Here is a 26294-nt window from a genome sequence, read left to right as displayed (position 1 = left end):
GCTGCGTCCACGCACGCCGAAGGGGGCTACCGCGCGCGGTGGAGCCCTTCAGTATCGTGCCCGATGAAGCACGCCGGGGCGCTGACGAGCCCAGCCGGCGCGGAGGGACCCGGCGCTGTTGGACGGCGTGCTGGCGCGAACCGACGCGGTGGTCGCCGTGGGCGTGCGTGTGCCTGGGGAGAGGGCTGCTCCTGCCGGGTTACTGCTTGTGGCCGGTGGCCTTGGCGACCCACTTGAGGAAGTCGCCACGCTCCACAGGGCCGTCCAAGCAGGCCGCGAGCAGATCATTGACAATCCCACAGCTGTGCCCGTGTGCGGCAGAGGAGAGCCGCCCATGACTGTGCGAGGTGACGCCGAACCGACCACGGATTGAGCGTTGCCCGTGAGCATTGCCCGCTGGTCAATGGCCAATGTATTGGTCGACAACGGTCGGCCAGGCGCCGCTCGGCGGCCGCGATGCATTCATCCGTCGCCAGGTCGGCCGTCAGCGCCTCCGTCTTGATCCCATGCCGGTCGTGCAACGCGGTCGCCTGCTCACGCAGCCGCTTCGTGTCGCGTGCCACCAGGACGAGGTCGTGGCCGTCGGCCGCCAGCCGCCGCGCGAAGGCGGCACCGATACCCGCGGTCGAACCCGTGATCAGAGACGTTGTCATGGGCAACTTCCTAGTTGCACTCGTAAGGGGAAGGTGTCGTGCGGGCGTCGATCCGGACCGGACCGACGCCGGTCCGGAGGGAGGCGCTGTCAGTCGTCGGGGATTCCGGCGCCGCTGAGGGCCGGGACGGTGTTCTCCGGGCGGCCGAGGGAGAGAGCGCCGAGCCGGAACTGGTCGAGTTTGTCGATGATGGTCTGGCCGACGGGGGTGTGGCCCCAGATGCTGATGCCCTGGTGGGTGGTGGGTTCCCAGGTGGACTCGTCGACGACGATCGGGTTCCAGCCGACTTCCCACTCGAAGCCCGAGGGGGTGCGGGCGTAGTAGGAGAGTTCCTTGTCGTTGGTGTGCTGGCCCACGGACAGCGCCATGTCGAAGCCGAGGTCGCACACCCGCTGGTAGCTCTGCGCCACGTCGTCGAGAGTCGCGGCCTGGATGTTCAGGTGCTGAACCCGGGTGCGGATCGGGTCGATCGGCAGGCCGCGGACGGCGGCGATGGCGATGGAGTGGTGGCGTTCGTTGACCCGCAGGAAGCGGATCTTGAGCTTGACGCCGCTGATCGTCTCGTCGATGTAGTCGGTCAGGCGAGCGTCGAAGACCGTGCTGAAGTAGCCCTGTAGCTGAGCCGGCTTGGTGGACGTGACCGCGACGTGACCCATGCCCGAGTCGCCGGTGACGAACCCGGACGCGAGCATCCGCAGCGGTACAGCCGACTTCACCGGGGTGGTGTAGATCTCCTGCGTGATGCCCTTGGGACCGGGGAAACGCAGCAGGCGCTCGACGCCCCGCAGGGCGGCCTCCTCCGCGGTGCCTTCGACAACGGGGACGCCGTGGGCGCGTATACGGGCCTCGATCCGCTCGAAGGTCGTATGGTCGTCGAGGTGCCAGCCTGCGGCGACAACATCCTCGGCGAGTCCACGCCGCAACAGGAAGCGGCACTCCTGGTCGTCGAGCCGGAACCGCATCGTGCCGGAGTCGAGGTCGTCACGGTGCATGCCGATGGCCTCGGTGCCGAAGCGGCGCCAGTCGGCGAAGCGGTTGGTCTCGATGACGAGGTAGCCCAGGTGGACGGCACCGAAGACCGAAGCGGTGGCGTTCATCGGCGGCCTGCCAGGAAGTCGGCGCACAGCCGGTTGAACAGCTCGGCTCGTTCGAACTGGACCCAGTGTCCGGTGTTGGCGACCTCGTACAGGTCGCAGTTGGGCATCCGCTCGGCCAGCATGCGTCCGCCGTCGGGCCGGTTGACCTTGTCCGCCGCGCCCCACAGCACCAGGGTGGGCACGGGTAGGCGGGCCAGGCGCCTGTCGCGGGTGAAGTCCATCTTCCACAGGGTGCGCAGCGCGTTCGGGCCGGACGGGCGGCGCAGCGGCGGGGCGGCCACGACGTCCGGGTCGATGCTGTCCCGGTAGCGGGCGTCGATCACGTGCTCTGGGACGTCGGCGGCGTTGAAGACGAGGTAGTTGCGGATGAACTTCTCCAGCTTCAACCGCGAGGGCCCGTCCCCGGAGTAGTAGTTGAGCAGGCTGTTGAGGCCGGGCGTGGGCAGCGCGCGCGTGGTGCCGATACCGCCGGGGCCCATGAGGACCATGCGGTCGACCCGGTCGGGGGTGTCCAGGGCGAGGCGCAGCGCGCAGGCGCCGCCGTAGGAGTTGCCGACGAAGTGGGCCCTTTCCAGGCTGAGTTCGTCAAGAAGAGCGCGGATCGCATCGGCGAGGTACCCGAAGGGGTCGGCACCGTCGACGCCCTTGGTGCTCCGGCCGTAGCCGGGCAGGTCCGGGACGATGACCCGGTACTCCTTGGCCAACTCGGCGATGTTCCTGGCGTAGTTGGAGACGCCGGAGGCGCCGGGTCCGCCGCCGTGCAGGAGCAGGACGGGCGGGCCCTCTCCCGTCTCCGCGACGAAGATCTGCTTGCCGGCGACGTCGAGCAGGGACATCTGCAACGACGGCAGTTCGGTGTGGGTGGTCATGGCGGTCCTTACAGGGCGGTCGGGGCGGACGCGTGCGCGGGGGCGAAGCCGACGGGAGGCGGCGGGAGAGCGGCGCCCGTGGGTGCGGCGGCGTAGACGTAGGCGTCCGGGCGCAGGGCGAGGGTGGCGACGCGGTGCTCGGCCATCCAGGGCAGCAGGACGCCGTCGCCGTCGACGACCGTCCCCTCGGCCGGCCCGGAGCCTGCGGGCATGACGGTCAGCGAGGGAACACCGGCGCGGTCCCACGCAGGCTGGGGCGCTGCCGAGCGGGCGTGCAGGAGCAGCCAGCGCCCGCCGAGTACGTCGTCCAGCCGTACGCGTTCACCGTCGGGGCCGGTCACCCATGGCTGGGGGATCTGGTGCCCGGACGCCTTGGTGCGGGGGCGAGCCTGGAAACCGTCGGCGTAGTGGGCGACAGGTATCCAGTTGGCATCCTGGAGCCAGTTGCTGAAGCCCGGTATGCGGTTGAGGCCGCGCAGCGCGGTGTCCCGGATCCGGGTCACCGGCAGGCGCCGTTCGGTGATGATCCGTCCGACGAACACAGCACGCTTGGTGATCTCCCTGACGTGCGGCCTGCGTTCGGCCTCGTAGCTGTCCAGCACCGTCTCGGGCAGTTCGCCGCGCAGTACGGCGGCCAGCTTCCAGCACAGGTTGGCCGCGTCGCGCACGCCAGCGGCCATGCCCTGACCGATCCACGGCGGCATGGCGTGGGCGGCGTCGCCGGCGAGGAAGACGCGGCCCATGCGGAAGCGGGCGGCGAAGCGGACGTGGTGGCTGTAGACGGTGGCGCGCAGGAGCTTGATCTGGTCCCGGTCGATGCCGTAGCGGGACACCATCGCGTAGATGGCCTCGTCGGTGGTCAGGTGTTCCTCGTCGTCGCCCGGCAGGATCGGGAACTCCCAGCGGTGGTGCCCGAGCGGGGTGGGGCAGTCCACAGCCGGCCGGTCCGGGTCGCAGCGGAAGCGCAGCCGGTCGTGGTCCGGCCAGGGTTTGAGCATCTCGGTGTCGATGACCACCCAGCGGTCCTCGTACGTCTTGCCCTCGTAGCCGATGTTGAGCTGGGCACGGGTGAGGCTGGAGCCGCCGTCGGCGGCGATGACGTACTTGGCGTGCAGCCGTCGTACCGCATCGTCGGCACCCACCACCGTGAGCTCGACCCCGTCGCCGTCCTGTCGCAGCCGCAGACACTCGTGCCGCAGCAGGATCTCCACGTTCGGGTAGCGACCGACCCCCTCTCGCAGGACCTGTTCCAGCGCCGGCTGGTAGATGAACATCTGCGGCGGATGACCATGACCGCGCGGGCTCGGGTGCGCGCTGATGAAGGCACGGCCCTGCGCGTCGACGAAGTCCAGCGACCGCTCGGCCAGCATGTCCAGCTTCAGCCGCTCGGCCAGACCGGCGCGCTGCCAGATCCGCATGACCTCCTCGTCCGTGGAGATCGCCCGTGCCCGGGAGAAGATCTCGGCGTCGCGCTCGAGCACGACGACTTTGAGGCCTGTCGCCCCCAGCAGGTTCGCCGCGGTCACTCCTGTGGGCCCATAGCCGATCACGGCTACGTCATACGCCTCGTCCTCGGCTCTGCCTCCGGCACGGACACCACTCACCGGGCCACCTCACTGTCGTCCCTGAACTGCGTCGGCTCTTGCTGTAGCGTTAGCTCCAATTGGAATAATCGCTACGGTAAAGTGGGCGCACGACAAGGTCAAGGCTGGATGAGGAAGGGTGGAGTCGATGACCAGGCCGCAGGTGGCGCGCAGGAAGCGTGCCAACGGGGTGGAGTCGCGCCAGCGGATCCTCGACGCCGCGGTGGAGATCGCCGGCGAGCGCGGGTACGAGGGCACCTCGATCGCCGCAGTCAGCGCCAAGTGCGGGCTGCCCGCGAGCTCGATCTACTGGCATTTCGAGGACAAGGACGATTTGATCGCCGCCGTCATCGAGCGCAGCTTCGAGACGTGGCTCACGGCCGTCGAGCTGCCGGGGGAAGAGACGGGCACGCCGCTGGAGCGGGTCACGAGCATGGCGGCGAACGTGGCGAAGTCGCTCGTCGACGCACCGGACTTCCTGCGCTTGGGCCTCATGCTCGCCCTGGAGCGTCGGCCCACCGAGCCCCGGGGCCGGACGGTGTTCCTCCGAGTGCGTGACATCGCACGCCGGAAAATCACCGAGGTGGTCGAGGTCCTGGTCCCCGAGCTCGACGAGGACGCCGTACACATGCTCACCACCTATGCCGTCGCCGGCGCAGACGGCCTGTTCGTACAGCGGGAGGTCGACGGCGACGCCGTCGACCTCGTGGCGATGTTCGAGCTGCATGCGCAGTTGGTCTACGAAGCGGCCACCCGTATGGCAATGAAGAGCGCGGGATGACCCTGACCGCCTGACAGTGCCTCTGGTCGGGCTCGATGACCCGGCGGAGCTCGGCGCGGCAGGCTTTCCGCTCAGCACTCGGATTCCCAAGCCACACCCGGAACTCGCGCAGGTCCCGCGCCGCCAGTGCCTCGAGCATGTCCGCTCGGACAACGGCGTCGCCGCTCGGGTCCTGTGCAATCTCAAGGCCGGGATCGTCCCGACCGCTTGACCGCCCTTGGAGCCGTCGCTGCCTTCTCCACCCTGGGCGGCACGCAGCTGTCCCTGGAGGGCTGGAGTTCTCCCGCCACGACCTCGACGGTGACGAGGCCGCCTCGAACGCCAAGATGATGCTGTGTCTGTTAGGCGACCGGACGGTCGACGCCCGTGGGGGCGCTCGTCGCCCGACCTCGGATAGAACCGAACAAGAGCGTTGCCGACTGCGCCTCCCGGCACCGCCCCCGGCGGTGCGCCGCTCAGGCACGGCCGTCCCGGGACGGAGGAGTTACAGCGGATCTACGGCGGGCGACCTCCTCCTGAACCGCCCCGCCTGGAGCCTCAGGCGACGCCCGCGCGCTCCGCCTCTGCCTCATCCTCCTGAACAGGCTTTCCGGCGCGCTTGCGCCCCGGCAGGACGGCGAGGACGATCAGCGTCCCGGCAGCCATGATGATGCCGCCGATGAGGCTGGTGTGCGCGACGCTGTGTGCGAAGGACTCATTCACAGCGTCCACCAGTGCCTGCGCCTGCTGGGCACCCGTCGAAGAGGTTTTCGCGAGCTGCTCGGCGACCGCGAGGCCGCCGCCCACGGATTCCTTGGCGGTCTCCAGCGCGTCGGCCGGGAGCTGTCCGCCGACCAGGTCGGTCAACTTGTCCTGGTAGGCCGTGCCCAGCAGTGAGCCGAGGATCGCGATGCCGAGGGAACCGCCGAGTTCCATGGAGGTGTCGTTGGCGCCACCACCGACGCCGAGTTCGGACTCGGGGAAAGAGCCCATGATGGTGTCGGTGGCCGGGGACACGCTCAGGCCAATCGCGAAGCCGAGCAGCATCATCGGGGTCAGGAAGTCCGTGTAGGTGGAGCTCTTGTCGACCTGCGTGAGCAGGAAGACACCCGCCGTGCCGATCAGCATGCCGGCCACGACCATCGGCTTCATGCCCAGCTTCGGGGTCAGCTGCCCGGTCACCGCGGCGCCGAGGAAGACGGCGCCAGCCAGCGGCAGCAGTCGCACGCCGGTTGCCAACGCATCGTAGCCGAGGACGAACTGCAGGTACTGGGTGGAGTAGTAGATAGCGCCGAAGGTACCGAAGAAGAAGAACAGCACCGCGAGCATCGACCCGCTGAAGGGGCGCAACCGGAACTTGCGCACGTCCAGCATGGGATGCGGGTGGCGCAGCTCCCACGCGACGAAGGCGACCAGGCCGACACCGGCGACCGCCGCGGCGGCGACCGGACCGGCGCCCCAGCCGAAGTGCGGGCCCTCGATGGCCGCGTAGACCAGGCAGCCGACGGAGACGATGGAGAGCAGACCGCCCACGTAGTCGATCCGGCCCATGCCTTCAGCCTTGGACGGCGGGATCAGGACCAGCGCGCCGATGACGGCGACGACTGCGATGGGGACGTTGGTCAGGAAGGTCGAGCCCCAGGCGTGGTCCTCCAGCAGCCACCCGGCGACCAGCGGGCCGACGGCGATGGCGAGACCGGAGGTGGCGGTCCAGGCCGTGATGGCCCGGGTCCGCTCGCGCTTGGGGAAGGTCGCGACCAGCAAGGACAGCGTGGCAGGCATGACGACGGCGGCGCCGATGCCCATGATCGCGCGGGCCGTGATGACCAGTACGGTCTCGTCGACCAGGCTGCCCAGCACCGAGCCACCAGCGAAGATCACCAGGCCGGTGATCAGGGCGCCACGGCGGCTGTACTTGTCGCCGATCGAGCCCAGCACCAGCATCAGCGCGGCGTACGGCACGGTATAGCCGTCGATGACCCACTGCAGGTCACTGCTGGACAGGTCCAGGTCCGTGGTCATGTCGGGCGCGGCCACGATCAGCGACGTGTTTGCCATGACCACGATCAGCAGACTCAGGCACAGCACGATCAGAGCCCACCAGCGGCGGGGATAGGGCCCCGTCATCTTCTCGACGGGTGTGGTGGCGATCAAGGGCATGGGGGCTCCCAGGGACAAGTTAATTGCACAACAATGGGTAGCCTAGTTTATTGCTCACTGCTGTGCAAACATCTCGGAGGCCCCTGCCTTTCCCCGCCAGAGATGCTGATGTGACGAACCGGCCAGACCCGCACGTGCCACGCGCCACGCGGCGCGTACCACCCGCGAACGCATCCTGGAGGCGGCCGGGCAAGAACTGGGCCGCAACCCCGACAGCAGCCTCGCCGACATCGCCGAAGCCGCGGGCGTGGCACGTCGAACCGTCTACGTCCACTTCGCCGGCCGGATCGCGCTCGTCGAGGGACTCGCAGCGGACGCGGGGGAAGCGATACGCCTCGCGGTCACCGCCGGGAAAACACCCTCCCCCGACCCGGCGAGCACCCGGGTGCCCGCCACACAGCCGCCGGGATCCTCGCCCGCGGCCAGCGGCAGGGCGTCTTTCACACTAGCGTTCCGCCCGGCCCCCTGAGCAGAGCCCTTGAAGCACACCTGCCGGCAACCCTGGACAGCGTCAACTCCGGGACCTGGGAATGCATCAGCCCAGTACGGATACGAGGACAGCATCACGTATGCCTCCCCCGAGCCGTTCAAGACGCCCCGCAGGAGCCGACGACCAGTCGCCGTCGGCGCTGCCCTGGCCACGCTGATTCTCGTGACCTTCGCGAAGGACCGGATCGCGGCAATCCGCGTGGAGTCTCGCACGGCTAAGGCATTCCAGCATGGCGTGGATACACCCGATCGGCCCGAGGTTCACGTCCGTGGGTTTCCCCGTGCTGACCCAACCGGCCTCAGGCGCCCTACGGCACGTGAACGTCACCGCACGGGGCATACCCGCCATGGGGTCCGCCGGCCCGCTGCCGATCTCCCGACTCGACAAGTTGGTGGCCGCCGTGCGGCGCCGTCCCGGAATGACTCACGCCGAGCAGGCCGACTACATCCGGACTGTGCACCGCGGGATAGCCCTCGCCAACAAGCTGACCATGGTCAAGTACGTCCAGAACCACGTCTACGACCGCGCCTACGGCGCGATCGGCTACCAGGTGCCGCTGCCGCGAGACTCCGTGACCGAGCTGTACTTCGAGAAACTTGAGACGATGGCGTACATTTTCGCCGAACCGTACACCCGCGATGTCACGGGTCCGGACGGCGTCAACTTCAGCGATCTACTGGCGGCGCTGAGCGTACTTGTCGAGGAGAAGCAGACGCAGGTCCCACTGCTTGGTGCCGGCCTGCCGCGCTTCCCCCACCACGGCGGCGGCGTGCCGAGCGCCGTACGGGCGACCGCTTCCAGACCGATCTGCCCTGGTGGTGAGTGGTGGGCTTCTCAGATCTGGTTCTCGCCACCGTCGACGTACCAGTTGGCGCCGAGGACGTAGCTGCTCCCTTCGGAGGCGAGGAACGCCACGACCGCGGCGACCTCCTCCGGGCGACCCAGGCGGCCTATCGCCACGTTCGCAGCGACGTGCTCCTTGACCGTGGCCAACGCCTCCTCACCACCGAAGATGTCCGTGAGCCCGGGAGTGTCGATCCCGCCCGGCGAGACCGAGTTGACCCGGATACCACGGCCCTTGAGTTCGTTGGCCCACGTCCGTGCGAAGGACCGGACGGCGGCCTTGGACGCCGCGTACGTGCCGAACGCCTCCATGCCGTTGTCGGCGGCGGTGGAGGCGTTCAGGATGACCGAGGCACCGTCGTTAAAAAGCGGAAGCGCCTTCTGTACGGTGAACAGCGTGCCCCGCACGTTGACGCCGAAGGTCTGGTCGAAGTGCTCCTCGGTGATCTGCTCCAACGGCACGAACGCACCGGTCGCCGCGTTCGCGAAAAGCACGTCCAGCCCCTGGCCCCGGGTCCGGACCGCGTCGTAGAGCCGGTCCAGGTCGGCCATGTTGGAAATGTCCCCCGCCACCGCCGTAGCCTTGGTTATTCCGATGGTCTCGACGGCGGCGTCCAGTTCGGCCTTGCGCCGACCGGTGATGAACACGTATGCGCCCTCAGCTGCCAGCCGTACGGCGGTGGCCAGGCCAATTCCGGTGCTGCCACCGGTGACAACGGCAGTCCTACCGTCAAGCTGTCCCATGTGAATCACTCCCATGAATCTCTGTGCTGACATGCACACAAAATGGCAGAACTTCCGTACCGATCCGTACGGACAAGGTGAGGCGGTTGGAACCCGCGCCGATGGCAACAGCACGTATCGGCCTCCGGTAAATGGAGAACTCTCTACAGTTCCGTTCGGTCACCGCGCGCTCCCGTCCGTCCCAGCGAGTGCGCCACATCGTGACCCTGCTGGATTACGGCATCTGCTGACCGGTGCACGCTGGGGTGCCGATGCCGTTCGAGATGACCTGCGAGAGTGCGTCGGCCAACAACTCGACACGCGCGGCGTGCTGATCATCGCTGACACCGGGTTCATCAACAGGGGCATCATGTCGGCCGGGGTGTCCCGGCAGTACACCAGTACCTGCGGAGCGTTCGACAACTCGGTGTGCACTCGGACCAGCGGACGGATGGTGGTGACACCGCCACGACGCCCTGGCCACCTTCAACGCCGGCCTGCACGATCGAGGTCGTTTCACCTGGCTTCGATCGTGCCCATCGGTTCGGGCATGCTGTTCAACGCGGCGGTGGCGTCGGCCCAGGCGGTGTCGCCGGGGTACAGCGCGGAACGCAGGTAGGCCCAGACGAGTGCGCGCAGCGTAGCCACGCGTTCGGGGTTCTCGTCGGTCGTTTCCGCAGCGTCGTGCATCGACACGCCGCCGAGGCTGTGCTCGGCGCCGAACAGTGTCAGCCGTGTCTTGGGGCCGGCGCTGAAGAAGTAGGCGTCGGAGCGCCAGTCCTTGCGGTCGGAAAATCCAGCGTGCCAGTCGTTCTCGCCGACGATGACCAGCGCAGGCGTGGTCATCGTGGTGAAGCTGGTGGTGCCCAGGATCGGGTAGTGCTCGGACGCGAATCCGGCGAGGTCCTCGCCACGGCCGGGTGGGGCCATCAGGACGCCTGCCTTGATGCGGTCGTCGGCCATCTTCACGACGGATCCGTCGGTCGGGTCGGTGACGGTCTGGCCGCACAGCATGCCGACGGTGTGCCCGCCCATGGAATGCCCGACCGCGGCGATGCGGGTGCGGTCGAGTCGGCCGGCCAGCCCTGGGACGGTCGCCTCGATTTCGTCGAGGTGGTCGAGGATGTGGTGCATGTCGGTGGTCCGGGATCGCCAGTACAGCGGCGCGTCAGGGTCGCCGGCGTCGCGCAGGCCCAGCGCCATGGAGTCCTGGTGGGTCGGCTGGATGACGACGAAGCCGTGCGCCGCCCAGAAGTCCACGATGGGGCCGTAACCATGCAGGGACGATACGAAGTTGGAGGGGCCGTGGCCGTGCGACAGCAGGATCACGGGCAGATCGGTGCCTATTGCGGGTGACGACACCTTGACGTGCAGATCTACAGCCCGGCCCGGAACGGTCAGCACCACCGGACTGAAGCTGCTGACCGGGGAGGATTCGTTGACGGGAATACCGCCGGCCTCGCTGAATTGCTTGCTCATTGATGATTCCCTCTCGCCCGGACGCTGCGGTCGATGAGAAGTGAAGTGCCTCGGTCGACAGAAAGCGGAACGACGTAGCGGCCCTTCAGAAGCGCGGCAGCGCCCGGACACGTGATACCAGCAGGATCAGCCAAAGCGGACGAGTTCAGGCTGCGGTGGCCTTCTGCTGTAGGGCGAAGGCCTCGGCATTCCGACGTGCCTGCTTGTGGGCGTTGGCCAGCGACTCCTCGTGCATGGGGAGGAATTGACTCAATACCGGGACTGTGGGGGCGAGGCCGAACTCGATGGTGATGAATTCGAGTTCGAGGCCGAGTTCGCGGCCCATGCTCTCCTGAATATTCGGCAGAAGGTGGTCCCTGCCTTCGTGCGGGGCGCCGGGTCCGTAGGAGCCGCCGCGGGAAGAGATCACCACCGCGGTGCGGCCGGCCGTCGGCGGCGGGCCGTCCGGCAGGGAGTAGGTGCGTCCGAAGATGATGACCTGGTCCAGCCACGCCTTGAACGACGACGGCATCCCGTAGTTGTACAGGGGCACGGTGAACAGGTAGCCGGCCGCGCCGAGGAACTCCTCGACCAACTCGTCCTGCACCGCCGCGGCGGCCGCTTCCTCCGGGGTGTACTTGGCGGGATCGGTCAGCCGAGCGGAGATCCCCGCCGCAGTCAGGTGCGGGACCGGGGTGGCGGCGAGGTCACGGTGCACCACCTTCCCCGGCCACACATCCAGGAAGGAACGGGCGACCCGGCGCGAGATCGACTCGGCGTCGAACGACGTGGCATCGATATGCAACAAATATGACATGACACTCGATTCACTCGGTGCCGACACGTCGCGCACGCAATTCCGTGGTGACGCACCAGCACGCTTACGACTTGTGCGCAGCCCCATGGTGCATCGCCATCAGACAGCCTACAAAAGGCACATTCATGTCCGTACCGGAGCGCCATGTTCGTTGTGGCAACGACCGGGCCCCAGGTGATCCGATTCGGCCTATTCCCCCCGAAGTACGCTTACCCTTTGTTCGTAGCCGTATGATCCGGTACTAACTCTTCCCTATGACCGACCGATCCGCCTGTACCGAAGGAGTGCGTCCCATGACCAGCGAGATCGCCCGCCCCGTCACGCCCGGTGCGGAAGCATGTGGGCGCCTTCCGGTCGAGCACGGCGAGTTCGTGCGCCAGACCCTGGACCGGGTCGGCGACAAGTGGTCCCTTCTCGTAATCGCCAATCTGCATGACGGTCCACGCCGCTACAGCTACCTACAACAGGCCGTATCAGGCATCTCGCAGCGCATGCTCACCCTCACACTGCGCCAGCTCGGCGAGGACGGGCTGGTCGCGCGGACCGCGTATGCCGAGGTACCGCCCCGCGTCGAGTACTCACTGACCCCTCTGGGGAAAAGCTTCCTCAAGGTGGCTACCTCGCTCGTCCAATGGGCCTCCACCCACCACGGCGCGATTCGCGAGCACCGGACCCTCGCCCTCGCGAAAACGGGCCAGGGCGAACTCAACTGATCAACGCAACACCTCAGGCAGAAAACATGCCGGAGGTGTCGGATGACACGGTTGGGGCGTCCAGGCATGTCAGGTACGCGGACGCGGGAGCTGCGGGGCCGACCTCCGGGGTCGATCTTCACAGATTCTCAAGTCCGACAGCGAGTAGGTTCCGCCGATCTGGCGCCGGAGGGTGGGACATCCGACGCCTACGGAACGCGAAGAGATCTCGCGCGGTCGGGCTCGGAACGGCCCGATGCGGGAGATCGCGGCGGAGAGATCCCGCGCCACAGGACTGGGGAACCTGGCACCACTGAGCCGTTGAGGCCGAGGACCGACAGGGCTCGGGGCCGCGCGCGACGCCCCAGACGGTATCCGCCGGCCACGAACCAACACCGGACAGCACTCGCGGTGGAAAAGCTGGGCGAGGACTGGGCGCCGGAGCATATCGCCGACTACCGGACCACGACCTGTCCGTCCGGCTCAGCGGGGATGATCAGGCACGAGCCGATCTGCAAGTCTCTGCTTGTGAAAGGTTGGCGCCGTGCTGACCAATTCGCTGCATAAGCGTCTTAGGCCGAGTCACCCGCCGTGGGGCAGCATCCACAACACCCTCTCCGGCAACGGCGTTCACAGATCAAAGACTCGGTCTCCATCCGTAGGCGACCTGGAGAAGCCGACAGCCGCACGGTGCCGGGCCGTTGAGAGGGACCTTCTGCTGGGCGTCTGACCCAGATCGCCACCGTCACCGAATGGCTCACCCGCTTCACAGGTCCTGTGGCAGGGACTCCCCCTGGGTTTCCGGTCGCGTCCTTGACATCACCGAGCGCGGGCGTACGAACAGACTCCTCAGCACAGACTGACGCGGACGTGCGGCGTGGGACGCGTGACCCTGTGGCTCGTGCGGCCGCAACACGACTCTGCCGCGATCGCCCTGCCGTGCCCGCAGGCAAGGGAATCGTCACCGGCACACTCGACTAGCGGGTGAGCAGCGCCGAGCAGTCGCCAGGCCCCGACTCCGGTTGTCAGCGCGCCTCGATGACGCCGAAGGAGGCCGACGGGAGGACCCGAGCCTGATGAGTACCGGCTGTGTCAAAGTCGGAGATCTTGCTGCGGTGCGGTCCGTTCCCGGTGGGATCACGCGTTCGACCAGGAGCATCCGGGCACCGAAGCCACACAGAATCGGGCAACCGGCATTTCGCAAAGCGCAACGTGACTGATCAAGGTGGCGGCAGCTGTCACCACCGCCACCCAGAGATCCGGCGTTGCTCAGCCCTTCGGTGCGTGGGCTATCGCGACCGTCTTCATCTTCAGCACGCGTACCGCTTCGGGGTCCGTCACAGGCCGGGAAGTCTGCCCCTTGGCCGCGGCGGCGACCGCATCGGCCTTCCGCTTCTGCGTGCGCGCGGAGTCGTCCGTCGTGGAGTGCGAGGTCGCCGCGGCCGCGTGGACCTGCGACCCCGCTGCCACGGTCAGACTGCCGAGCGCGAAAGCGCTGACCGCGGCCGTCCTGAACGTCGTTCCTATCCTGCTCGACTTACGGGGGGCGGCATGGCGCATGGGATTTCCTCTGCTGTTGGTTCGACTTGGACTGCTGGACTACGCAGCGCGGGGGCCCGGACGCGACACCCGGATGTGGTGATACAGGTCACAGAGGGCGGCTGTAGCGGGGGATCGGCGCCCGTGCGTACTTCCCGTGCGGAGGACCCCTGGCCGTTCCGTGGACGGATATGAATGGCGGAAGAGTGACGAGAGGCACGGCGGAAGAGGAGTTCGATGAATTCTATGCACTGGCCTACCCCAGGCTCGTTCGGCAGCTTTACGCGATGACCGGCGATCTGCCGGAGGCGCAGGATGTCGTGCAGGAGGCGTTCATAAGGGCCTGGGGTCGACGTGGGGTATTCACGAGTGACGGTTCCCAGGAGGCGTGGATCCGCACCACGGCCTGGCGGCTTGCCGTATCTCGCTTCCGGCGTTTGCGGCGCGGTGTACAGCTCATGCAGCGTCATCACGAACAGCGCTACGCCGAAGGGCCGTCCCCCGAACGCGTCGCTCTCGTCGAGGCACTTCGCACTCTTCCGAAGAAGCACAGAAGTGTCGTCGTCCTCCACCACTTGTGCGACCTCAGCGTCGAGCAGATAAGTGCCGAGACGGGCTGGCCGGCAGGTAGCATCAGGGTCTGGCTGGTCCGTGGGCGCCTGTCACTCGCCCGCCACCTTTCCTCTCTGCCGGATCAGGAGGTGGACCATGTCGGATGAGTACGAGCGTACTGTCTGGCTTACCGAGAGTATCGCCCAGTTGGAAAGTGTTCGGGTGGACCGGCCAGTGTCCGCATCGGAGTTGCGTCGCCGAAGCGTCCGACGCCGTCAACGCCGTTCCCGTTCCGCCGCCATTGCGGCAATCGCCGTGACGGCGCTCAGTGCGGGCGCCTACTGGAATTCCGTAGGCGCGAACCGATCGGCGGAAACTCCCTCCCGCCACGGGGAGGCTTCTAAAATGTCAGCGGCTCAGGAGAAACTGCGGGCTTACTACTCGGTTCTACCGGATGCCTTTGCCGCACAGGATTCGACGTCGAAGCTGTGGAAGCTGATGACCGAGCATTTTACGGAAGCGGCGCTGAAGCGAGAAGCTGTTCTCGAAGGCAGTCGAGCCGGTGAATTGGCAGCCACGTGTGGTCATGTGGAAGCTACGACCGTCTTCACCGTCGGCGACCTCCATAGCGCCGGGCCCGACGCCGTCCGCGCCCGCGTGACGAGCAACAGCACACCGAAATCGATCGAGGTCGATTTCGATCTCCGCACCATGAGAATCTCGAAATGGTCCTGCCCTGACGGATCCTGACCTCTGCCGACCGTCACGGGCAGCGGCCCCCGGGTACCGGAGCAGGTGAGCTGTTCCCTGGCGCCGCCGGCCTTTGACACGGACGCGAACCCTCGGGTCCGGCACGCCCGAAGTATGGGACACCGACCGCGAGAGTGCACGGCTTCCACGAGCGTACGGCGGCGAACCTGCCGGTGGACTGCCGCCGAGTCGTGGTGTCAGTGCGGGTGCGGCGCCTGGTCTGCCCGATGCCGGACTGTCCGCGGCAGACCTTCCGCGAGCAGGTCCCACAACTGCTGGAGCCGTACCAGCGCCCCAAGACCCGACGGGCGGGCCAACTCGGCTATGTGATCCAAGAGTGAACGGACCGGGCGTACGCACACGTCTGCCCTGGAGCGACGGATCATCTGGCACTGCCACTGCGACATGGGGCCGACTGAGATCCGCTCCCACTTGCTCGGCACGGGCGTGGGCCTCCTCGAATGCGCCCGACACCTCAACCTCGCACCCAACCGCCAAGCGTCACGCGCGCAACCAGAGACCGGAGGCACAGCGCCGGGCTCCTCGCTACCGACCCGCCCCCGGCCGGCAACGCCATCAGACTCACCGAACGAACACCGCCGTCCCGTCGACGCCGACGTCACGCTTCCCCACCTTCGCAGACGCACCGAAGACATTGGCACACCAACCATGAGGACCACGAGGAAGATATACGGACGGGGCGCATTCACGGTAGTCGCCACTCTTCGTCGTCACCGATTGCGGGACACAGCCGTGCTTCCCAGGGTGTGCAGATCGGACGTCCGGATGGCGTCGCGGACCGCTGACTGGGACCACCAACTGTTGAGCAGCACCAAACTCCTCACTTCTGCAGTCTCCCCCAACGGCACGCACCTACAGCGTTGCCGAAGAGGAACCTTCGGACCTCCAATCCTCCTGGCAGATGCCTGGGTTCGGCTGCTTCAATGAAACGTATGGCCGATCTGGATCTTCGCCGACTGCGGTACTTCCTCATTCTCGCCGACGAGTTGAACTATGGCCGGGCCGCCGAGATCCTGCACATCGCGCAGCCAGCGCTGAGCCGTTCGATCGCCACTCTGGAACGGGAACTGGAAGTGAGACTCTTCCAACGGTCACAAAGGGGAACGCGTCTGACGACCGCCGGTGAGCTTCTCCGTGAGGACGCGCGGGAGCTGCTGCGCTCGGCCGAAGTACTGCAGCGGCGCGTTCGGGTAGCGGAGCACGAGGGTCGCAGCGTGACGATCGGTTTCATGCCCGGCCTTGTCCTCACTCCGGTGGTGCGCCATTTGGAGGAGCATTTCCCCGGTCTACGGGTGGACGTCGTGCGGAGTTCGTGGAGTGAACAGATCACCGCTGTGCGTGATGGTCGCTTTGATGCCAGTTTCGCGCACCGGCCGTTCGACGACCAGGGCCTGACAGTCGTGGACCTGCACTCCGAGAGCCGTGCGGTGGCCTTGCCGATCGACGATCCGCGAGTCGGCAGAAGCGGACTCTGCCTCGCGGATCTCGCCGGCGATGTGTTGCTGCAGCCGGTCGAGGCTGTTCCGGGGTGGCGTGGAGCGGCGGCTCCCCTGGGGCTGAACCGCGACCGTTCTGTCGCCGTCTCACTCACGGTGGAGGAGAAGTTCGAGCTTGTCGCCGCGGGACGGGGCGTAGTCGTCATCCCGGAGTCCGCTACGCGCTACTACCACCGCCCGGACCTGGCTTTTGTACGGGTGACTGACCTGCCCGAGGCGATGGTCTGCCTGGTGGTCGAATCGCGCCGCCGCTCCGCAGTCCTGCGCGAGTTGATGGAAACCGCCCGGACAACGCTGCTTGCCGGGCCTCCGGCGATCGCTCATGCCGATGCGGCATCAGTTGGTAACCGACCGGTCTTGGACGAGCCGGCTCAGCAGACGGGAGGCTGACAGCGACCCCTTCGAAAGGAAGCTTGTCGTGTCTCTCTCGCCCTCAACCCGTGTCGTTGTGATCGGTGGTACCAGCGGCATCGGCCTGGCCGTCGCCCAGGCGACGGCCACGGCCGGAGCACAGGTGATTGTCGGATCCCGCTCGGAGCAGTCCGTGAAGCGGGCGCTCGCCTTGCTCCCCGGTCAGGCAGCCGGGCTGCCGGTCGACGTCACCTCGGCCGCATCGTTGGATTCGTTCTTCGCTGAGGTGGGTGCCTTTGACCATCTCGTCTACACCGCCGGGGACGCTCTCGTTGGCGGCGTGATCACTGACTACGACCCACAACAGGCTCATGATTTCTTCGACATCCGTCTCTTCCGCGCTCTGGACACTGTGCGTCGCGCACTGGCGACTCTCCGCGGCTCCGGCTCGGTGACGCTGACCAGCGGTGCCGCCGCGTTCCACGGTGGAACCGGGAAGTTGCTCGGGACCACGGTCACCGCGGCCGTCATCGCCGCCGCCCGCTCGCTCGCCGCCGAACTCGCCCCGATCCGAGTCAACGTCGTAGCCCCCGGTATCGTGCGCACGCCGTTGTGGTCGAGCATGCCTGAACAGGCACAGAAGATGTTCTTCGACCGCGCCGGAGGCGACACGCTTCTGGGCCGGGTGGCCGATCCGGAGGACATCGCGAAGATCTATGTCAATCTGATGGAACAGGACTACGTCACCGGGAACGTGGCCGTCGTCGACGGCGGCAGCATCCTGAAATAACTAAATGAGATACACATTCAACGTCGACTGCCCGGGCGGCGGCCGCCGAAAGGCAAGTATCGCGTCGTGATCAATGGGTGGTCCGGATGAGGTCTCTGATCCAGGCCATCGAGGCGCGCAGCTGTAGGCCGGCGAGGTAGCTGTCTGGAGTCTTGTCGTATCGGGTGGCGACGCCTCGCCACGGGCGTCTACGGCCTCAACGGTGTACTGGAGACATCCGGCGCCGACCTCACCCGCATGCACGAGATCCATGTCCTCGGGGCCTCGTTCGGCGTCCAGGCCGCCGTGTCCGCGATGGGAGAATCGGGCGGCGCGATCGTCAACGTGGCCTCGATCGCGGCGTACGTCGTGCGCGCCCGGTCGGGCGCCTATTCCGCCTCCAAGGCCGCCGTGGAACACCTCACCGAGTTCCAGGCCGTGGAACTCGGCCCCCGGCGAATTCGCGTGAATGTCGTGGCGCCCGGCATGATCGACACGTACATGCTCTCCTCGCTCACCGGGGAACCCGCAATGCTGCGGTCAGCCATGGAGCCCGTACCGCTCCGCCGGATCGGCACTCCGGGCAAGGTTTCCGACGCCGTCCTGTTCCTGCTCTCCGACGCCGCGCGTTTCGTGACGGGCCACACCCTCGTGGTCGACGGTGGCGGCCCCCGCCGCTGAGCCAGGGGTTACCGGTTGCCACGACGAAGCGCCGTCGGTGTCTGCCCGAACCAGCGCCTGCAAGCGCGCGTCAGGGCCGACTGCTCGGAGAAGCCCAGGGCCAGCGCCACGTGCGACATCGAAAGGGAGGACTCCGTGAGGTACTGGTGTGCGAGGTCCCTCAGCGCCTGGTCGCGCAGGTGGTCGAAACCGGTTCCCTCCTCTGCTAGGCGACGCTGCAGCGTCCTGGGATGGAGTGCCAGCAACCCCGCCACCTGCTCCAGGCTCGCTCCCGCCCGCCCGTCGGCGGTTCGCGCCATCGCGGTGCGCACGAGGTCGGCCGTGGACGAGCCGGGCGCCGGGTAATTCGTGTCGAGGTAGCTGGTCGCGACCCGGCGGATCGTTTCGTCGACGTCCTGGAGAGGAACGTCCATCAACTGCTCTTCGATGATCAGGGCACCGTACGCACGTTCCGGTCGCACTTCCGCTCCGAAAAACCGCACATAGCTCGACAGCGGGACGGCGGGCGCGTGCGGCAGCAGCACGGCCCGAGGCCGGTATCCGGTCCTGACGACGAGGCCGAGGAGCCTGTGGGCAGTGGCGAGACCGAGGTCCATCGCCTGACGGGCCGGCGGGCGGGGATCGAGCACCATGTCGAACCGCATCGCGACGTGGCCGGGGAACTCCTGGCCCGCGGAAATCAGCGCCAGGGTGAGCGACGGGCTGTGCACGAACAGGTACTGCGCCGCGGTCTGGATCATCTCCCGCACCGTCGGTGTGTTCTGCAGGACAAGGGCGAGCGGTCCGAGCGCGGTCGGGTCCTGCGCATGCGCCATCCGCAGACCGAAGTCCGGGCAGCGCAGAGCTACCGCCGATGCCTCCAGCAGGTGCATGGCAGCGCGCGCGGGAACCAGGGCATCCTCCTCGTCCAGCGCCTGACCGGGCAGACGCGCCGACGTGAGCAGCGCCTCCGGGTCGCCTCCGAGCTCGCGGACCAGACTCGCCCAGCCCCGCAGGGTCGCGGCCCGCACCAGTGGTTCCATGTCGTGCAAAGTAAAAACTATGTCGTCGGGTGTCAAGCAAACCCTGGTGTGCCGCGTCACACTCACTGCTGGCGCCAGCTACTTCAGGTAGCGGACACGCCTCCGCGAGCCTAGGGACAGGCTCGCCAGCCAGCGGGTCACACGCCAGGTCCGGCCGCCGGGACGCGTCGCGGACAGGGCAGGGTGACCGCTCGACTTCGGTCGGGCTGCCCCGAGCCCACCCGCCATCGACCTGCGGTCCCGCCCGCACCCACCGGAAGGCATCGAGCCGCGTGAACGCATTCGCAGACAGGGTCGCCGTCATCACCGGAGCGGGCTCCGGCATCGGCCGGGCGCTGGCCGTCGCCCTCGCTTCCGAGGGGGCCAGGCTGGCACTGTCCGACGTCGACACCGCAGGTCTCGCCGCAACAGTACGGCGCGTCGAGGCGTTCGGCGCCGAGGTCGACGCAGCGCCGGTCGGCGTCTCCGAGCGTGCGGCCGTCTTTCGGTACGCCGGTGAGGTCGTCGGTCGCTTCGGGCGGGTCCATCAGCTCTACAACAACGCCGGCATCGAGTACCACGGCGCGTTCGAGCGCTCCGCTCTCGAGGACGTCGAGCGAATCATGAACGTCGACTTCTGGGGCGTGGTGAACTTCAGCAAGGCGTTCCTGCCGCACCTGATCGCGTCGGGGGACGGACACCTGGTCAACGTCTCGAGCCTGTTCGGCCTGATGTCGGTGCCCGGTCAGACCGCCTACAGCTCGGCGAAGTTCGCGGTGCGTGGCTTCACCGAGTGCCTGCGCCAGGAGATGCTGGCGGCCGGCCACCCCGTCAAGGTCACGTGCGTGCACCCGAGCAGCGTCAAGACGGCCATCGCACGCAACGCGGGTGTGCCGGCCGGCGACGACCGAGCCGCGGTGGTCGACCTCTTCGACCGCAAGTTGGCCCGCATCTCCCCCGACGACGCGGCACGGACGATTCTGCGCGGCGTCCGCAGGAACAAGGCACGTGTGCTCGTCGGCGCCGACGCGAAGCTCCTCGACGCCTTCGTCCGCATCGTGGGGCCCTCCTACCAACGCGTGACCGCGGCCGTCGCGGCACGCGCACTCACCAACCACTGAACCGGCAGCACTGGCAACCGGCCGTCGTGGACGACCCAGCCACGACGCGCTCGCACACACAGCATCCATGAGGTAGAGGAGAGCCGCCGATGCCTACTCCCCCGACCAGCCCGCTCCTGCGTCCTTTGCGGATCGGCACGCTCACCGTGCCGGGCCGACTCTTCAAGTCAGCGACCAGCGAGACCCGTGCCACCGACGACGGTTACGTGACGGACGAACTGCTCGATTTCTACGAACCCATGGCGCGGGCCGGTACCCCGCTCATCGTCACAGGCAACCTCTACGTCTCTCTGCAGTCCAAGTCCGCGGGACGTCAGGCCGGCATCGACGCCGACGACAAGAAGGCCGGCCTGCGGGACTGGGTGGACCTGGCGCACAACGGCGGCAGCCTCCTGATCGCCCAGCTCAACCACGGCGGCCGACAGATGGTCAAATCGGCCGACCCAGGCAAGGCGCCGGTGTCCGCGTCAGCAGTGCGCGAGCCGCTGTACGGAACGAAACCGCGGCCCCTGCGCCGGGACGAGATCCCGGCAGTGGTGGAAACCTTCGCGGCCGCCGCGGAGCGAGCCCAGGACGTGGGGTTCGACGGTGTGCAGATCCACGCCGCCCACGGCTACCTGCTCGGCCAGTTCCTCACCCCGCACACCAACCGCCGCAACGACGAGTACGGCGGCAGCCTCGACAACCGGATGCGCCTGCTGCGCGAGGTGTTCCGCGCGATACGCGCCCGCGTCGGCGACGACTTCCCCGTCCTGCTCAAGCTGAACGGCACGGACATGCTCCCGCTGCGCCGGGGGGCGACGACCGCCGAGCTCGTACGCGTCGCCAAGGTGCTGGAAGGCGAAGGCATCGACGCGGTCGAGATCTCGAGGGCGCACTACGAGTCGTGGCCGGGCATGATCCTGGGACACTACAAAGGGTTCATCCGCGGACAGATCACCGAGGGCTCAGGGATATCGATGACGCGTCGGCGACGCCTGGCGATGCTCGCCGCCGCCCCCGTCATCGAACGCGTCGCAGAGCGGCTCGCGCCCGGCGGCGAGGGCTTCAACCTCCCCCAGGCCGAGCAGTTCACCGCGCAGCTGGACATCCCGGTGATCTGCGTCGGTGGCTTCCACACGAGGGAAGGGATGGAGTCGGCCATCGACAGCGGCCGCTGCGACGCCGTCTCGGCGGCCCGGGCCATGATCGCCGACCCCTACCTGTTCAAGAACATGCAGGACCCCGTGCCGGGCCGGCCGGTGTGCCAGTACCGCAACGGATGCATCGCCCGTTTCGGCGGCAAGGCGATCGACTGCTACGTCGAGCCGATCCGCATCCAGAAGGACCACATGCTGCGAGGGACGGAGCAAGCGTGAACCACGTGCCGAACGACCACGAACCCCTTGGCACCCGCCTGGGCAACCCGGCCACCGGGAGTACGACCGTTCCTGTACCAACGACCTCGGGGATCTTCCCGGTCTGGCTCCGCGAGGACCTGCCGAGAGAAGTCGCCCTGCATTACTGGAAAGGACCGCACGCGCGGATCGTCGCGCGGCTGCCCAGTATCGCCGAATACCTTCAGCACCACTTCTCCCCCACCGATCACGGCTACTGGCCCTCCTCTCCCACCGTCGGCACCGTCGTACCCCCGAGCTGGCGCTGTGACGGCATCGCCGAGGTGCGGATGGTGAGCATGGCCGCCGCGCTCACCATCCCGGTCCACATGCGAGAGGTGTACCTCGACGAGCAGAACGTCTTCGACCGGGTGCTCGGGAACCTGACCGGCCCCCGAGCCGGCCGCTGGTGGACCGACGGTCATGACGCCGACGTCGGTCACCGCACCGTCCTTCTGCTGCGCCGACGGCGCGGAGTGAGCCGCCGCGCGTTCCGAAGGTACGTACACCACCACATGGGTCCCGCGCTCCATGAGGCAGGTGCGCGTGACCTCCGCACGTACACCTTCCTGCCGTGGACCTCGCTTCCGCATCCCACGCCCGGTATCTCGCACGACAATCCGCCCTTCCGCCGCTACCACGGATGTGTCGTCCTCGGCGCCGACGGCCGCGCCGCCGTGGACGAGATCCTGGCGTCCAAGCAGGTCGCCGATCTCGTCGCCGACCAGCACACGGTCATGACAGCCGTCCACGCATTCACCGTCGCGCACACCGAGCCGGTGATCAGGACGCGCCCTCCGGTCGGCCCCTGACACGGACCACCTGTGGGGCTGGGCGAGTTCGGTCAGTGGACGGGCCCCGCCGGACACCCCCGCGGTGGCGATGCGGCCGCAGGTGGCGGGCACGGCAGGCGTGTAGTGATGGACAGCTGCGCGTTCGTCGCCGTGGCTGCGGCTGCGGCTTCGGCTGTCTGCGTGATCGTGGCCGGTGCCCCCATCGAGCGGTCCCCCGTGGGCCGCACTCAGTGCGATCACCGAGGCCAACGCATGAAGGCGCGGACAGCGCGACGGCGCCCGAGGTGCGGGCCCCGACCAGGGCCGTGCCGGCGAAGCCTGGGGCAAGCTGGTTCCTCGCCATTCCCGGACAACCCGCGATCCGTGGACGGGTCGACGTCGCCTCACCCAGCCGTAGGCGCCTCTCTCCCGCCGCATGCGGGCACAGTTGTGGGATCGTCGAGGATCCGCTCACGGCCTGCCTGAACGGCCCCGTGGAGCGTGGCGTCGGCACCGAGGACGCCGACGGAGACGGTGAACCCCACGCCCGGGATCTCGGTGCGGCGTCCGGTGAGGCGGGCGTCGATGCCGGGGATCAGCCACGGAGCCCAGTCGGCGAGATAGCCGCCCAGGATGGCCTCACCGACGTCGGCGGCGCTCGCGACAGCAAGGAGTGCAGCTCCCAGAGCATGGCCGGCGCCGTCGAGGGCCGCGACTGCTCGAAGGTCTCCTGCCCGCAGGCGTCGGTCCAGCTCGACTCGGGCAGCGGCGGTGTCCTGACCCGGAATCAGTGGGTCCATCCCTGCGGCGGCTGTCAGTGCGTGGAGGCCGAGGTGGGTGACCAGACAGCCACGCGAGCCGCACTTGCAGCGGGGACCGTCGAGGGACACGGGGACATGGCCGATCTCGCCGGCCATGCCATGACTGCCGTGGTGGATACGGCCCCCGATGAGCAGTCCGCCGCCGACTCCGGTGTCGCCCTTGACGTACACGACGGTGTCGGGATGGCCAGAGCCTGCAGCAGCGAGGGCGTGGTACTCGGCCAGCGCGGCCACACTGGCGTCGTTGACGACCTCGACCGGGGCGCGGAGCCCTGGCAGGTGCCCGGCGACCAGAGCCGCCAGGTCGGTCACTTCCCAGCCGAAGCCGATGGCGGCGCCGACCCTTCCCTCGATCACCGGTCCTGGCACGGCGATCACCACGCGGCCGAGATGCGCACCGTCCGCCCGCACGACAGCCCGTGCGACGACCTCCGCGATCGATGCGGCCATCGCCCCGGGGTCACCGAATGGAGCCTCGTGCCGGACGCGGTCGGTATGAACGGCGATGCCTGCGAGGTCCGCGCCCCACAGATGCACATGCTCCCGGCTCACGTGCACGGCCACCGTCCACACCCGCCCGGGAAGGAGCCGCAGCAGGCGGCGCGGGCGTCCCCGCCCGCCCGAGGCCGCGGCACCGGCCTCCTCCACCAGGCCCCGCGCGAGGAGGTCCGCGACCAGTGCGGTCACCGAGGCGTGCACCAGTCCGGTGGCGGCGGCGATCTCGGTGCGCGCGCAGGGGCCGCACGCCTCGATATGCCTGAGCACGAGGGACAGGTTGCTGCGGCGCACGTCCGCGGAGACCGCTGGGTTGTTCACGTACGGATTCTCCCTGACCGGTCTGCTACCGTGAAGGATATATTTTTCAACGGTTGAAAATTACCTGTGGATCCACTTAGAAGTCGACAGAATTGTTGACGATCTCTGCGGAACATCACTAGGTTCACAAACGCCAACACAACGGATATCGCGAACCGCGTGATGAGGAGAGAGACCGTGCAGCACAGGGCACTCAAGCGAAGGAACGTCGTCATCGGGATCGGCGCCGCCGCAGGCGTCGCGGCGGTCGGCGGCATCGCGCTGACGGCTCAGGCGTCCAGCGACAAGAAGGGCTCCACGACGTCCCCCGACGCCCTGGTCTTCGACAAGGACGACTACACGGAGCTTACGGAGACGATCGCGGACGCGGCCGGTACCGACCACTCGGTGACGTACCACTTCTACAAGCCCCGCAACTACGTCACCAACCCCAGTGACGACACCCACCAGAGCCTGGTCGTCAGCGTCCCCGTCAAGATCGACGGCAAGGCCGTCGACGCCTCCGACGCCCCGATCGTCCTGGCGAACGCGGTAGGCGCCTACATGCCGTCGACCGTCGCGACCGCCACGGGCGTGGGGCAGGCCGCGCTGGAGATGGGCTCCGTGGGCGGCGGCACCGGCACCGGCGGGATGCCGTCCGGATTGCCCACCGACGGGTCGATACCCAGCGGAATGCCGTCGGGCGGCACGGGCGGCGGCACGGGGGCCATCAACGGGATGGTCAACCTCGCGAAGCTCGCCCTGGTGGCAGGCTACGTCGCCGTCGAGCCCGGTACCCGCGGCCGCAGCCTGACCGACTCGTCCGGCACCTACTACGGGACGGCCCCGGCGGTCATCGTGGACCTGAAGGCCGCGGTGCGCTACATCCGCTTCAACAAGGGCCGACTGCCCGGCAACGCCGACCGGATCGTCTCCACCGGCACCAGCGCCGGTGGCGCCTCGTCCGCCCTGCTCGGCGCGTCCGGCGACAGCAAGATCTACGACAAGTACCTGAAGGAGGCCGGTGCGGCCGACGCCTCCGACGCGATCTTCGCGACCGGCGCGTGGTGCCCGATCACCGACCTGGAGCACGCCGACGGCGCCTACGAGTGGAACTGGGGCTCCAACGTCACCCAGTCCACCGGCAAGGTCGTCGACCAGACGGTGTCGAAGGAACTGCAGTCCCAGTTCGCCGAGTACCAGGCGAAGCTGAAGCTGCGCGGCCTGAACGGCTACGGCCTCCTGACCGCCCGCAACTACGACGACTATCTCCTGAGGACCTATCTCCAGGAGTCCGCGACCAAGTACCTCGCCGCCCTGTCGGATTCGGACCGCGAGACCTACCTGGCAAAGAACACCTTCATCACCTGGTCCGGCGGCAAGGCGACCTTCACATGGGAGGACTATCTCGCGCACGTGGGCGCACGGAAGAAGACGACGCCGGCTTTCGACGCCTTCGACCTGTCCGCCGGCGAGAACAACGAGTTCGGCGCGGGCACTACCGAGAACCGCCACTTCACGGCGTACAGCGCGAAGAACGACACCACCGGCCTGAGCACCAAGCGCGTCGCGAGCGACATCCCCGAGAAGCTGCGGCTGATGAACCCGATGTACCACCTGCTCGAGGAGCGCAACCCGAGCCGCTCGAAGCACTGGTGGATCCGCCTGGGCACCAGCGACACCGACACCTCGCACGTCATCTCCGCCAACCTCGCCGCCGCGGTGGACAACCTCGGCGACGACGTCAACCACTCCTTCTACTGGGACCAGGGCCACGCCACCAACGTCGACCCCGGCGACTTCATCAAGTGGGTCGCCAAGGTGACCGGGTACAAGAAGTAGCCCGCCAGGCGCAGCCCCCGCCTCGCGACCACCCGCACACACCTGGCGGCCGTCTCGTCGGTCCGCCCCCAGGACACCACCCGCGACGGCGCCGAACCCTTCCATACCAGCCGGGCTCGGCGCCACGAAGAGCTGGTGGGCGGTCGGCGATCCCTCACGAGCCCGAATCCCGTGTCCTCGCCAGCGCCTCACCGACTACGTCATCGCAGGGCCCCACCGTTCTTCCTCAGCGGTGGGGCCCTTCGGCGTGCGTGGACGCAT

General features: G+C 67.8%; 24 protein-coding genes and 2 pseudogenes. 15 read left to right on the top strand and 11 right to left on the bottom strand.

Annotated features, from left to right (window positions below; genetic code table 11):
• Positions 1 to 413 precede the first annotated feature (413 nt).
• From ABT137_RS49570 to ABT137_RS49555, 4 genes and pseudogenes are all read right to left on the bottom strand, one after another.
• A pseudogene (locus ABT137_RS49570) lies at positions 414 to 653 on the bottom strand (SDR family NAD(P)-dependent oxidoreductase); the annotation flags it as partial.
• An 89-nt stretch (positions 654 to 742) separates the two neighbouring features.
• The gene (locus tag ABT137_RS49565; RefSeq protein ID WP_351720344.1) at positions 743 to 1750 is read right to left on the bottom strand and encodes a VOC family protein; all 1008 of its coding nucleotides are present in this window, start codon (positions 1748 to 1750) and stop codon (positions 743 to 745) included.
• Positions 1747 to 2619: an alpha/beta fold hydrolase gene (locus ABT137_RS49560; RefSeq protein WP_351720341.1), complete on the bottom strand. Its 873-nt coding sequence runs from the start codon at positions 2617 to 2619 to the stop codon at positions 1747 to 1749. The genes ABT137_RS49565 and ABT137_RS49560 overlap by 4 nt, the downstream gene beginning before the upstream one ends.
• 8 nt (positions 2620 to 2627) lie before the next feature.
• The gene (locus tag ABT137_RS49555; RefSeq protein ID WP_351720340.1) at positions 2628 to 4223 is read right to left on the bottom strand and encodes a bifunctional 3-(3-hydroxy-phenyl)propionate/3-hydroxycinnamic acid hydroxylase; all 1596 of its coding nucleotides are present in this window, start codon (positions 4221 to 4223) and stop codon (positions 2628 to 2630) included.
• A gap of 127 nt (positions 4224 to 4350) precedes the next feature.
• Between ABT137_RS49555 and ABT137_RS49550 the strand changes: the two genes are divergently transcribed.
• The gene (locus ABT137_RS49550) at positions 4351 to 4983 is read left to right on the top strand and encodes a TetR family transcriptional regulator (RefSeq protein WP_351720337.1); all 633 of its coding nucleotides are present in this window, start codon (positions 4351 to 4353) and stop codon (positions 4981 to 4983) included.
• A 537-nt stretch (positions 4984 to 5520) separates the two neighbouring features.
• Here the strand turns inward: ABT137_RS49550 and ABT137_RS49545 are convergent.
• Positions 5521 to 7122 carry an MFS transporter gene (locus tag ABT137_RS49545; RefSeq protein ID WP_351720336.1) on the bottom strand — a complete coding sequence of 534 codons (1602 nt, stop codon included), beginning with the start codon at positions 7120 to 7122 and terminating at the stop codon, positions 5521 to 5523.
• Positions 7123 to 7294: 172 nt separating this feature from the next.
• On the opposite strand from ABT137_RS49545, the gene ABT137_RS49540 reads away from it, so the two are divergent.
• Positions 7295 to 7591 carry a TetR/AcrR family transcriptional regulator gene (locus ABT137_RS49540; RefSeq protein ID WP_351720350.1) on the top strand — a complete coding sequence of 99 codons (297 nt, stop codon included), beginning with the start codon at positions 7295 to 7297 and terminating at the stop codon, positions 7589 to 7591.
• 337 nt (positions 7592 to 7928) lie between these two features.
• Positions 7929 to 8498, top strand: coding sequence for an EthD domain-containing protein (locus tag ABT137_RS49535; RefSeq protein ID WP_351720335.1), 570 nt, complete (start codon positions 7929 to 7931; stop codon positions 8496 to 8498).
• On the opposite strand, the gene ABT137_RS49530 is transcribed toward ABT137_RS49535, so the two are convergent.
• A complete protein-coding gene (locus tag ABT137_RS49530; RefSeq protein ID WP_351720333.1) occupies positions 8447 to 9199 on the bottom strand; it encodes an SDR family NAD(P)-dependent oxidoreductase in 753 nt (250 codons plus the stop codon). The two genes, ABT137_RS49535 and ABT137_RS49530, sit on opposite strands and share 52 nt — an antisense overlap.
• Before the next feature lie 13 nt (positions 9200 to 9212).
• Between ABT137_RS49530 and ABT137_RS49525 the strand changes: the two genes are divergently transcribed.
• Complete coding sequence (locus ABT137_RS49525) at positions 9213 to 9797, top strand: transposase (RefSeq protein ID WP_351720331.1); 585 nt, start codon at positions 9213 to 9215, stop codon at positions 9795 to 9797.
• Here the strand turns inward: ABT137_RS49525 and ABT137_RS49520 are convergent.
• Together ABT137_RS49520 and ABT137_RS49515 are read right to left on the bottom strand one after the other, a co-directional pair.
• Positions 9695 to 10657, bottom strand: coding sequence for an alpha/beta hydrolase family protein (locus ABT137_RS49520; protein WP_351720330.1), 963 nt, complete (start codon positions 10655 to 10657; stop codon positions 9695 to 9697). The two genes, ABT137_RS49525 and ABT137_RS49520, sit on opposite strands and share 103 nt — an antisense overlap.
• Before the next feature lie 145 nt (positions 10658 to 10802).
• A complete protein-coding gene (locus tag ABT137_RS49515) occupies positions 10803 to 11489 on the bottom strand; it encodes an FMN-dependent NADH-azoreductase (RefSeq protein WP_351720328.1) in 687 nt (228 codons plus the stop codon).
• Between the two features lie 257 nt (positions 11490 to 11746).
• Here ABT137_RS49515 and ABT137_RS49510 point away from each other — a divergent pair, with 257 nt between their 5' ends.
• Positions 11747 to 12166 carry a winged helix-turn-helix transcriptional regulator gene (locus ABT137_RS49510; RefSeq protein ID WP_351720326.1) on the top strand — a complete coding sequence of 140 codons (420 nt, stop codon included), beginning with the start codon at positions 11747 to 11749 and terminating at the stop codon, positions 12164 to 12166.
• 1248 nt (positions 12167 to 13414) lie between these two features.
• Here ABT137_RS49510 and ABT137_RS49505 read toward each other — a convergent pair.
• On the bottom strand, positions 13415 to 13705 hold the full coding sequence (locus tag ABT137_RS49505; protein ID WP_351720324.1) for a hypothetical protein: 291 nt from the start codon (positions 13703 to 13705) through the stop codon (positions 13415 to 13417).
• A gap of 170 nt (positions 13706 to 13875) precedes the next feature.
• Between ABT137_RS49505 and ABT137_RS49500 the strand changes: the two genes are divergently transcribed.
• The 6 genes and pseudogenes from ABT137_RS49500 to ABT137_RS49475 all read left to right on the top strand — a co-directional run bounded on the left by ABT137_RS49500 (position 13876) and on the right by ABT137_RS49475 (position 18304).
• Complete coding sequence (locus ABT137_RS49500) at positions 13876 to 14403, top strand: SigE family RNA polymerase sigma factor (RefSeq protein ID WP_351720322.1); 528 nt, start codon at positions 13876 to 13878, stop codon at positions 14401 to 14403.
• Positions 14393 to 14986, top strand: a complete 594-nt coding sequence (locus ABT137_RS49495) for a hypothetical protein (RefSeq protein WP_351720320.1) — start codon at positions 14393 to 14395, stop codon at positions 14984 to 14986. Before ABT137_RS49500 ends, ABT137_RS49495 begins: the two co-directional genes overlap by 11 nt.
• Positions 14987 to 15114: 128 nt before the next feature.
• Positions 15115 to 15327, top strand: a pseudogene (locus ABT137_RS49490) (ISL3 family transposase); the annotation flags it as partial.
• A 612-nt stretch (positions 15328 to 15939) separates the two neighbouring features.
• A complete protein-coding gene (locus ABT137_RS49485; protein ID WP_351720318.1) occupies positions 15940 to 16893 on the top strand; it encodes a LysR family transcriptional regulator in 954 nt (317 codons plus the stop codon).
• Between the two features lie 28 nt (positions 16894 to 16921).
• Entirely contained in the window at positions 16922 to 17644 is a 723-nt protein-coding gene (locus tag ABT137_RS49480) for an SDR family oxidoreductase (RefSeq protein WP_351720316.1), read from the top strand.
• Positions 17645 to 17788: 144 nt separating this feature from the next.
• Entirely contained in the window at positions 17789 to 18304 is a 516-nt protein-coding gene (locus ABT137_RS49475; RefSeq protein WP_351720348.1) for an SDR family NAD(P)-dependent oxidoreductase, read from the top strand.
• A gap of 8 nt (positions 18305 to 18312) precedes the next feature.
• On the opposite strand, the gene ABT137_RS49470 is transcribed toward ABT137_RS49475, so the two are convergent.
• Entirely contained in the window at positions 18313 to 19326 is a 1014-nt protein-coding gene (locus ABT137_RS49470) for an AraC family transcriptional regulator (protein WP_351720315.1), read from the bottom strand.
• Between the two features lie 272 nt (positions 19327 to 19598).
• On the opposite strand from ABT137_RS49470, the gene ABT137_RS49465 reads away from it, so the two are divergent.
• From ABT137_RS49465 to ABT137_RS49455, 3 genes are all read left to right on the top strand, one after another.
• On the top strand, positions 19599 to 20426 hold the full coding sequence (locus ABT137_RS49465) for an SDR family NAD(P)-dependent oxidoreductase (RefSeq protein ID WP_351720313.1): 828 nt from the start codon (positions 19599 to 19601) through the stop codon (positions 20424 to 20426).
• A gap of 89 nt (positions 20427 to 20515) precedes the next feature.
• A complete protein-coding gene (locus ABT137_RS49460) occupies positions 20516 to 21784 on the top strand; it encodes an oxidoreductase (protein ID WP_351720311.1) in 1269 nt (422 codons plus the stop codon).
• The gene (locus ABT137_RS49455; protein ID WP_351720309.1) at positions 21781 to 22614 is read left to right on the top strand and encodes a hypothetical protein; all 834 of its coding nucleotides are present in this window, start codon (positions 21781 to 21783) and stop codon (positions 22612 to 22614) included. Before ABT137_RS49460 ends, ABT137_RS49455 begins: the two co-directional genes overlap by 4 nt.
• Positions 22615 to 22979: 365 nt before the next feature.
• Here ABT137_RS49455 and ABT137_RS49450 read toward each other — a convergent pair whose 3' ends face one another.
• Positions 22980 to 24212, bottom strand: coding sequence for an ROK family protein (locus ABT137_RS49450; protein WP_351720307.1), 1233 nt, complete (start codon positions 24210 to 24212; stop codon positions 22980 to 22982).
• A 177-nt stretch (positions 24213 to 24389) separates the two neighbouring features.
• Between ABT137_RS49450 and ABT137_RS49445 the strand changes: the two genes are divergently transcribed.
• Entirely contained in the window at positions 24390 to 26033 is a 1644-nt protein-coding gene (locus tag ABT137_RS49445; protein ID WP_467847333.1) for a subtype B tannase, read from the top strand.
• The last annotated feature ends 261 nt before the right edge of the window (positions 26034 to 26294 follow it).

This window comes from Streptomyces sp. NPDC001980, assembly GCF_040296885.1.
In the GTDB taxonomy this organism is placed as follows: Bacteria; Actinomycetota; Actinomycetes; order Streptomycetales; family Streptomycetaceae; genus Streptomyces.
This window is presented reverse-complemented; position numbering and strand designations above follow the sequence as displayed.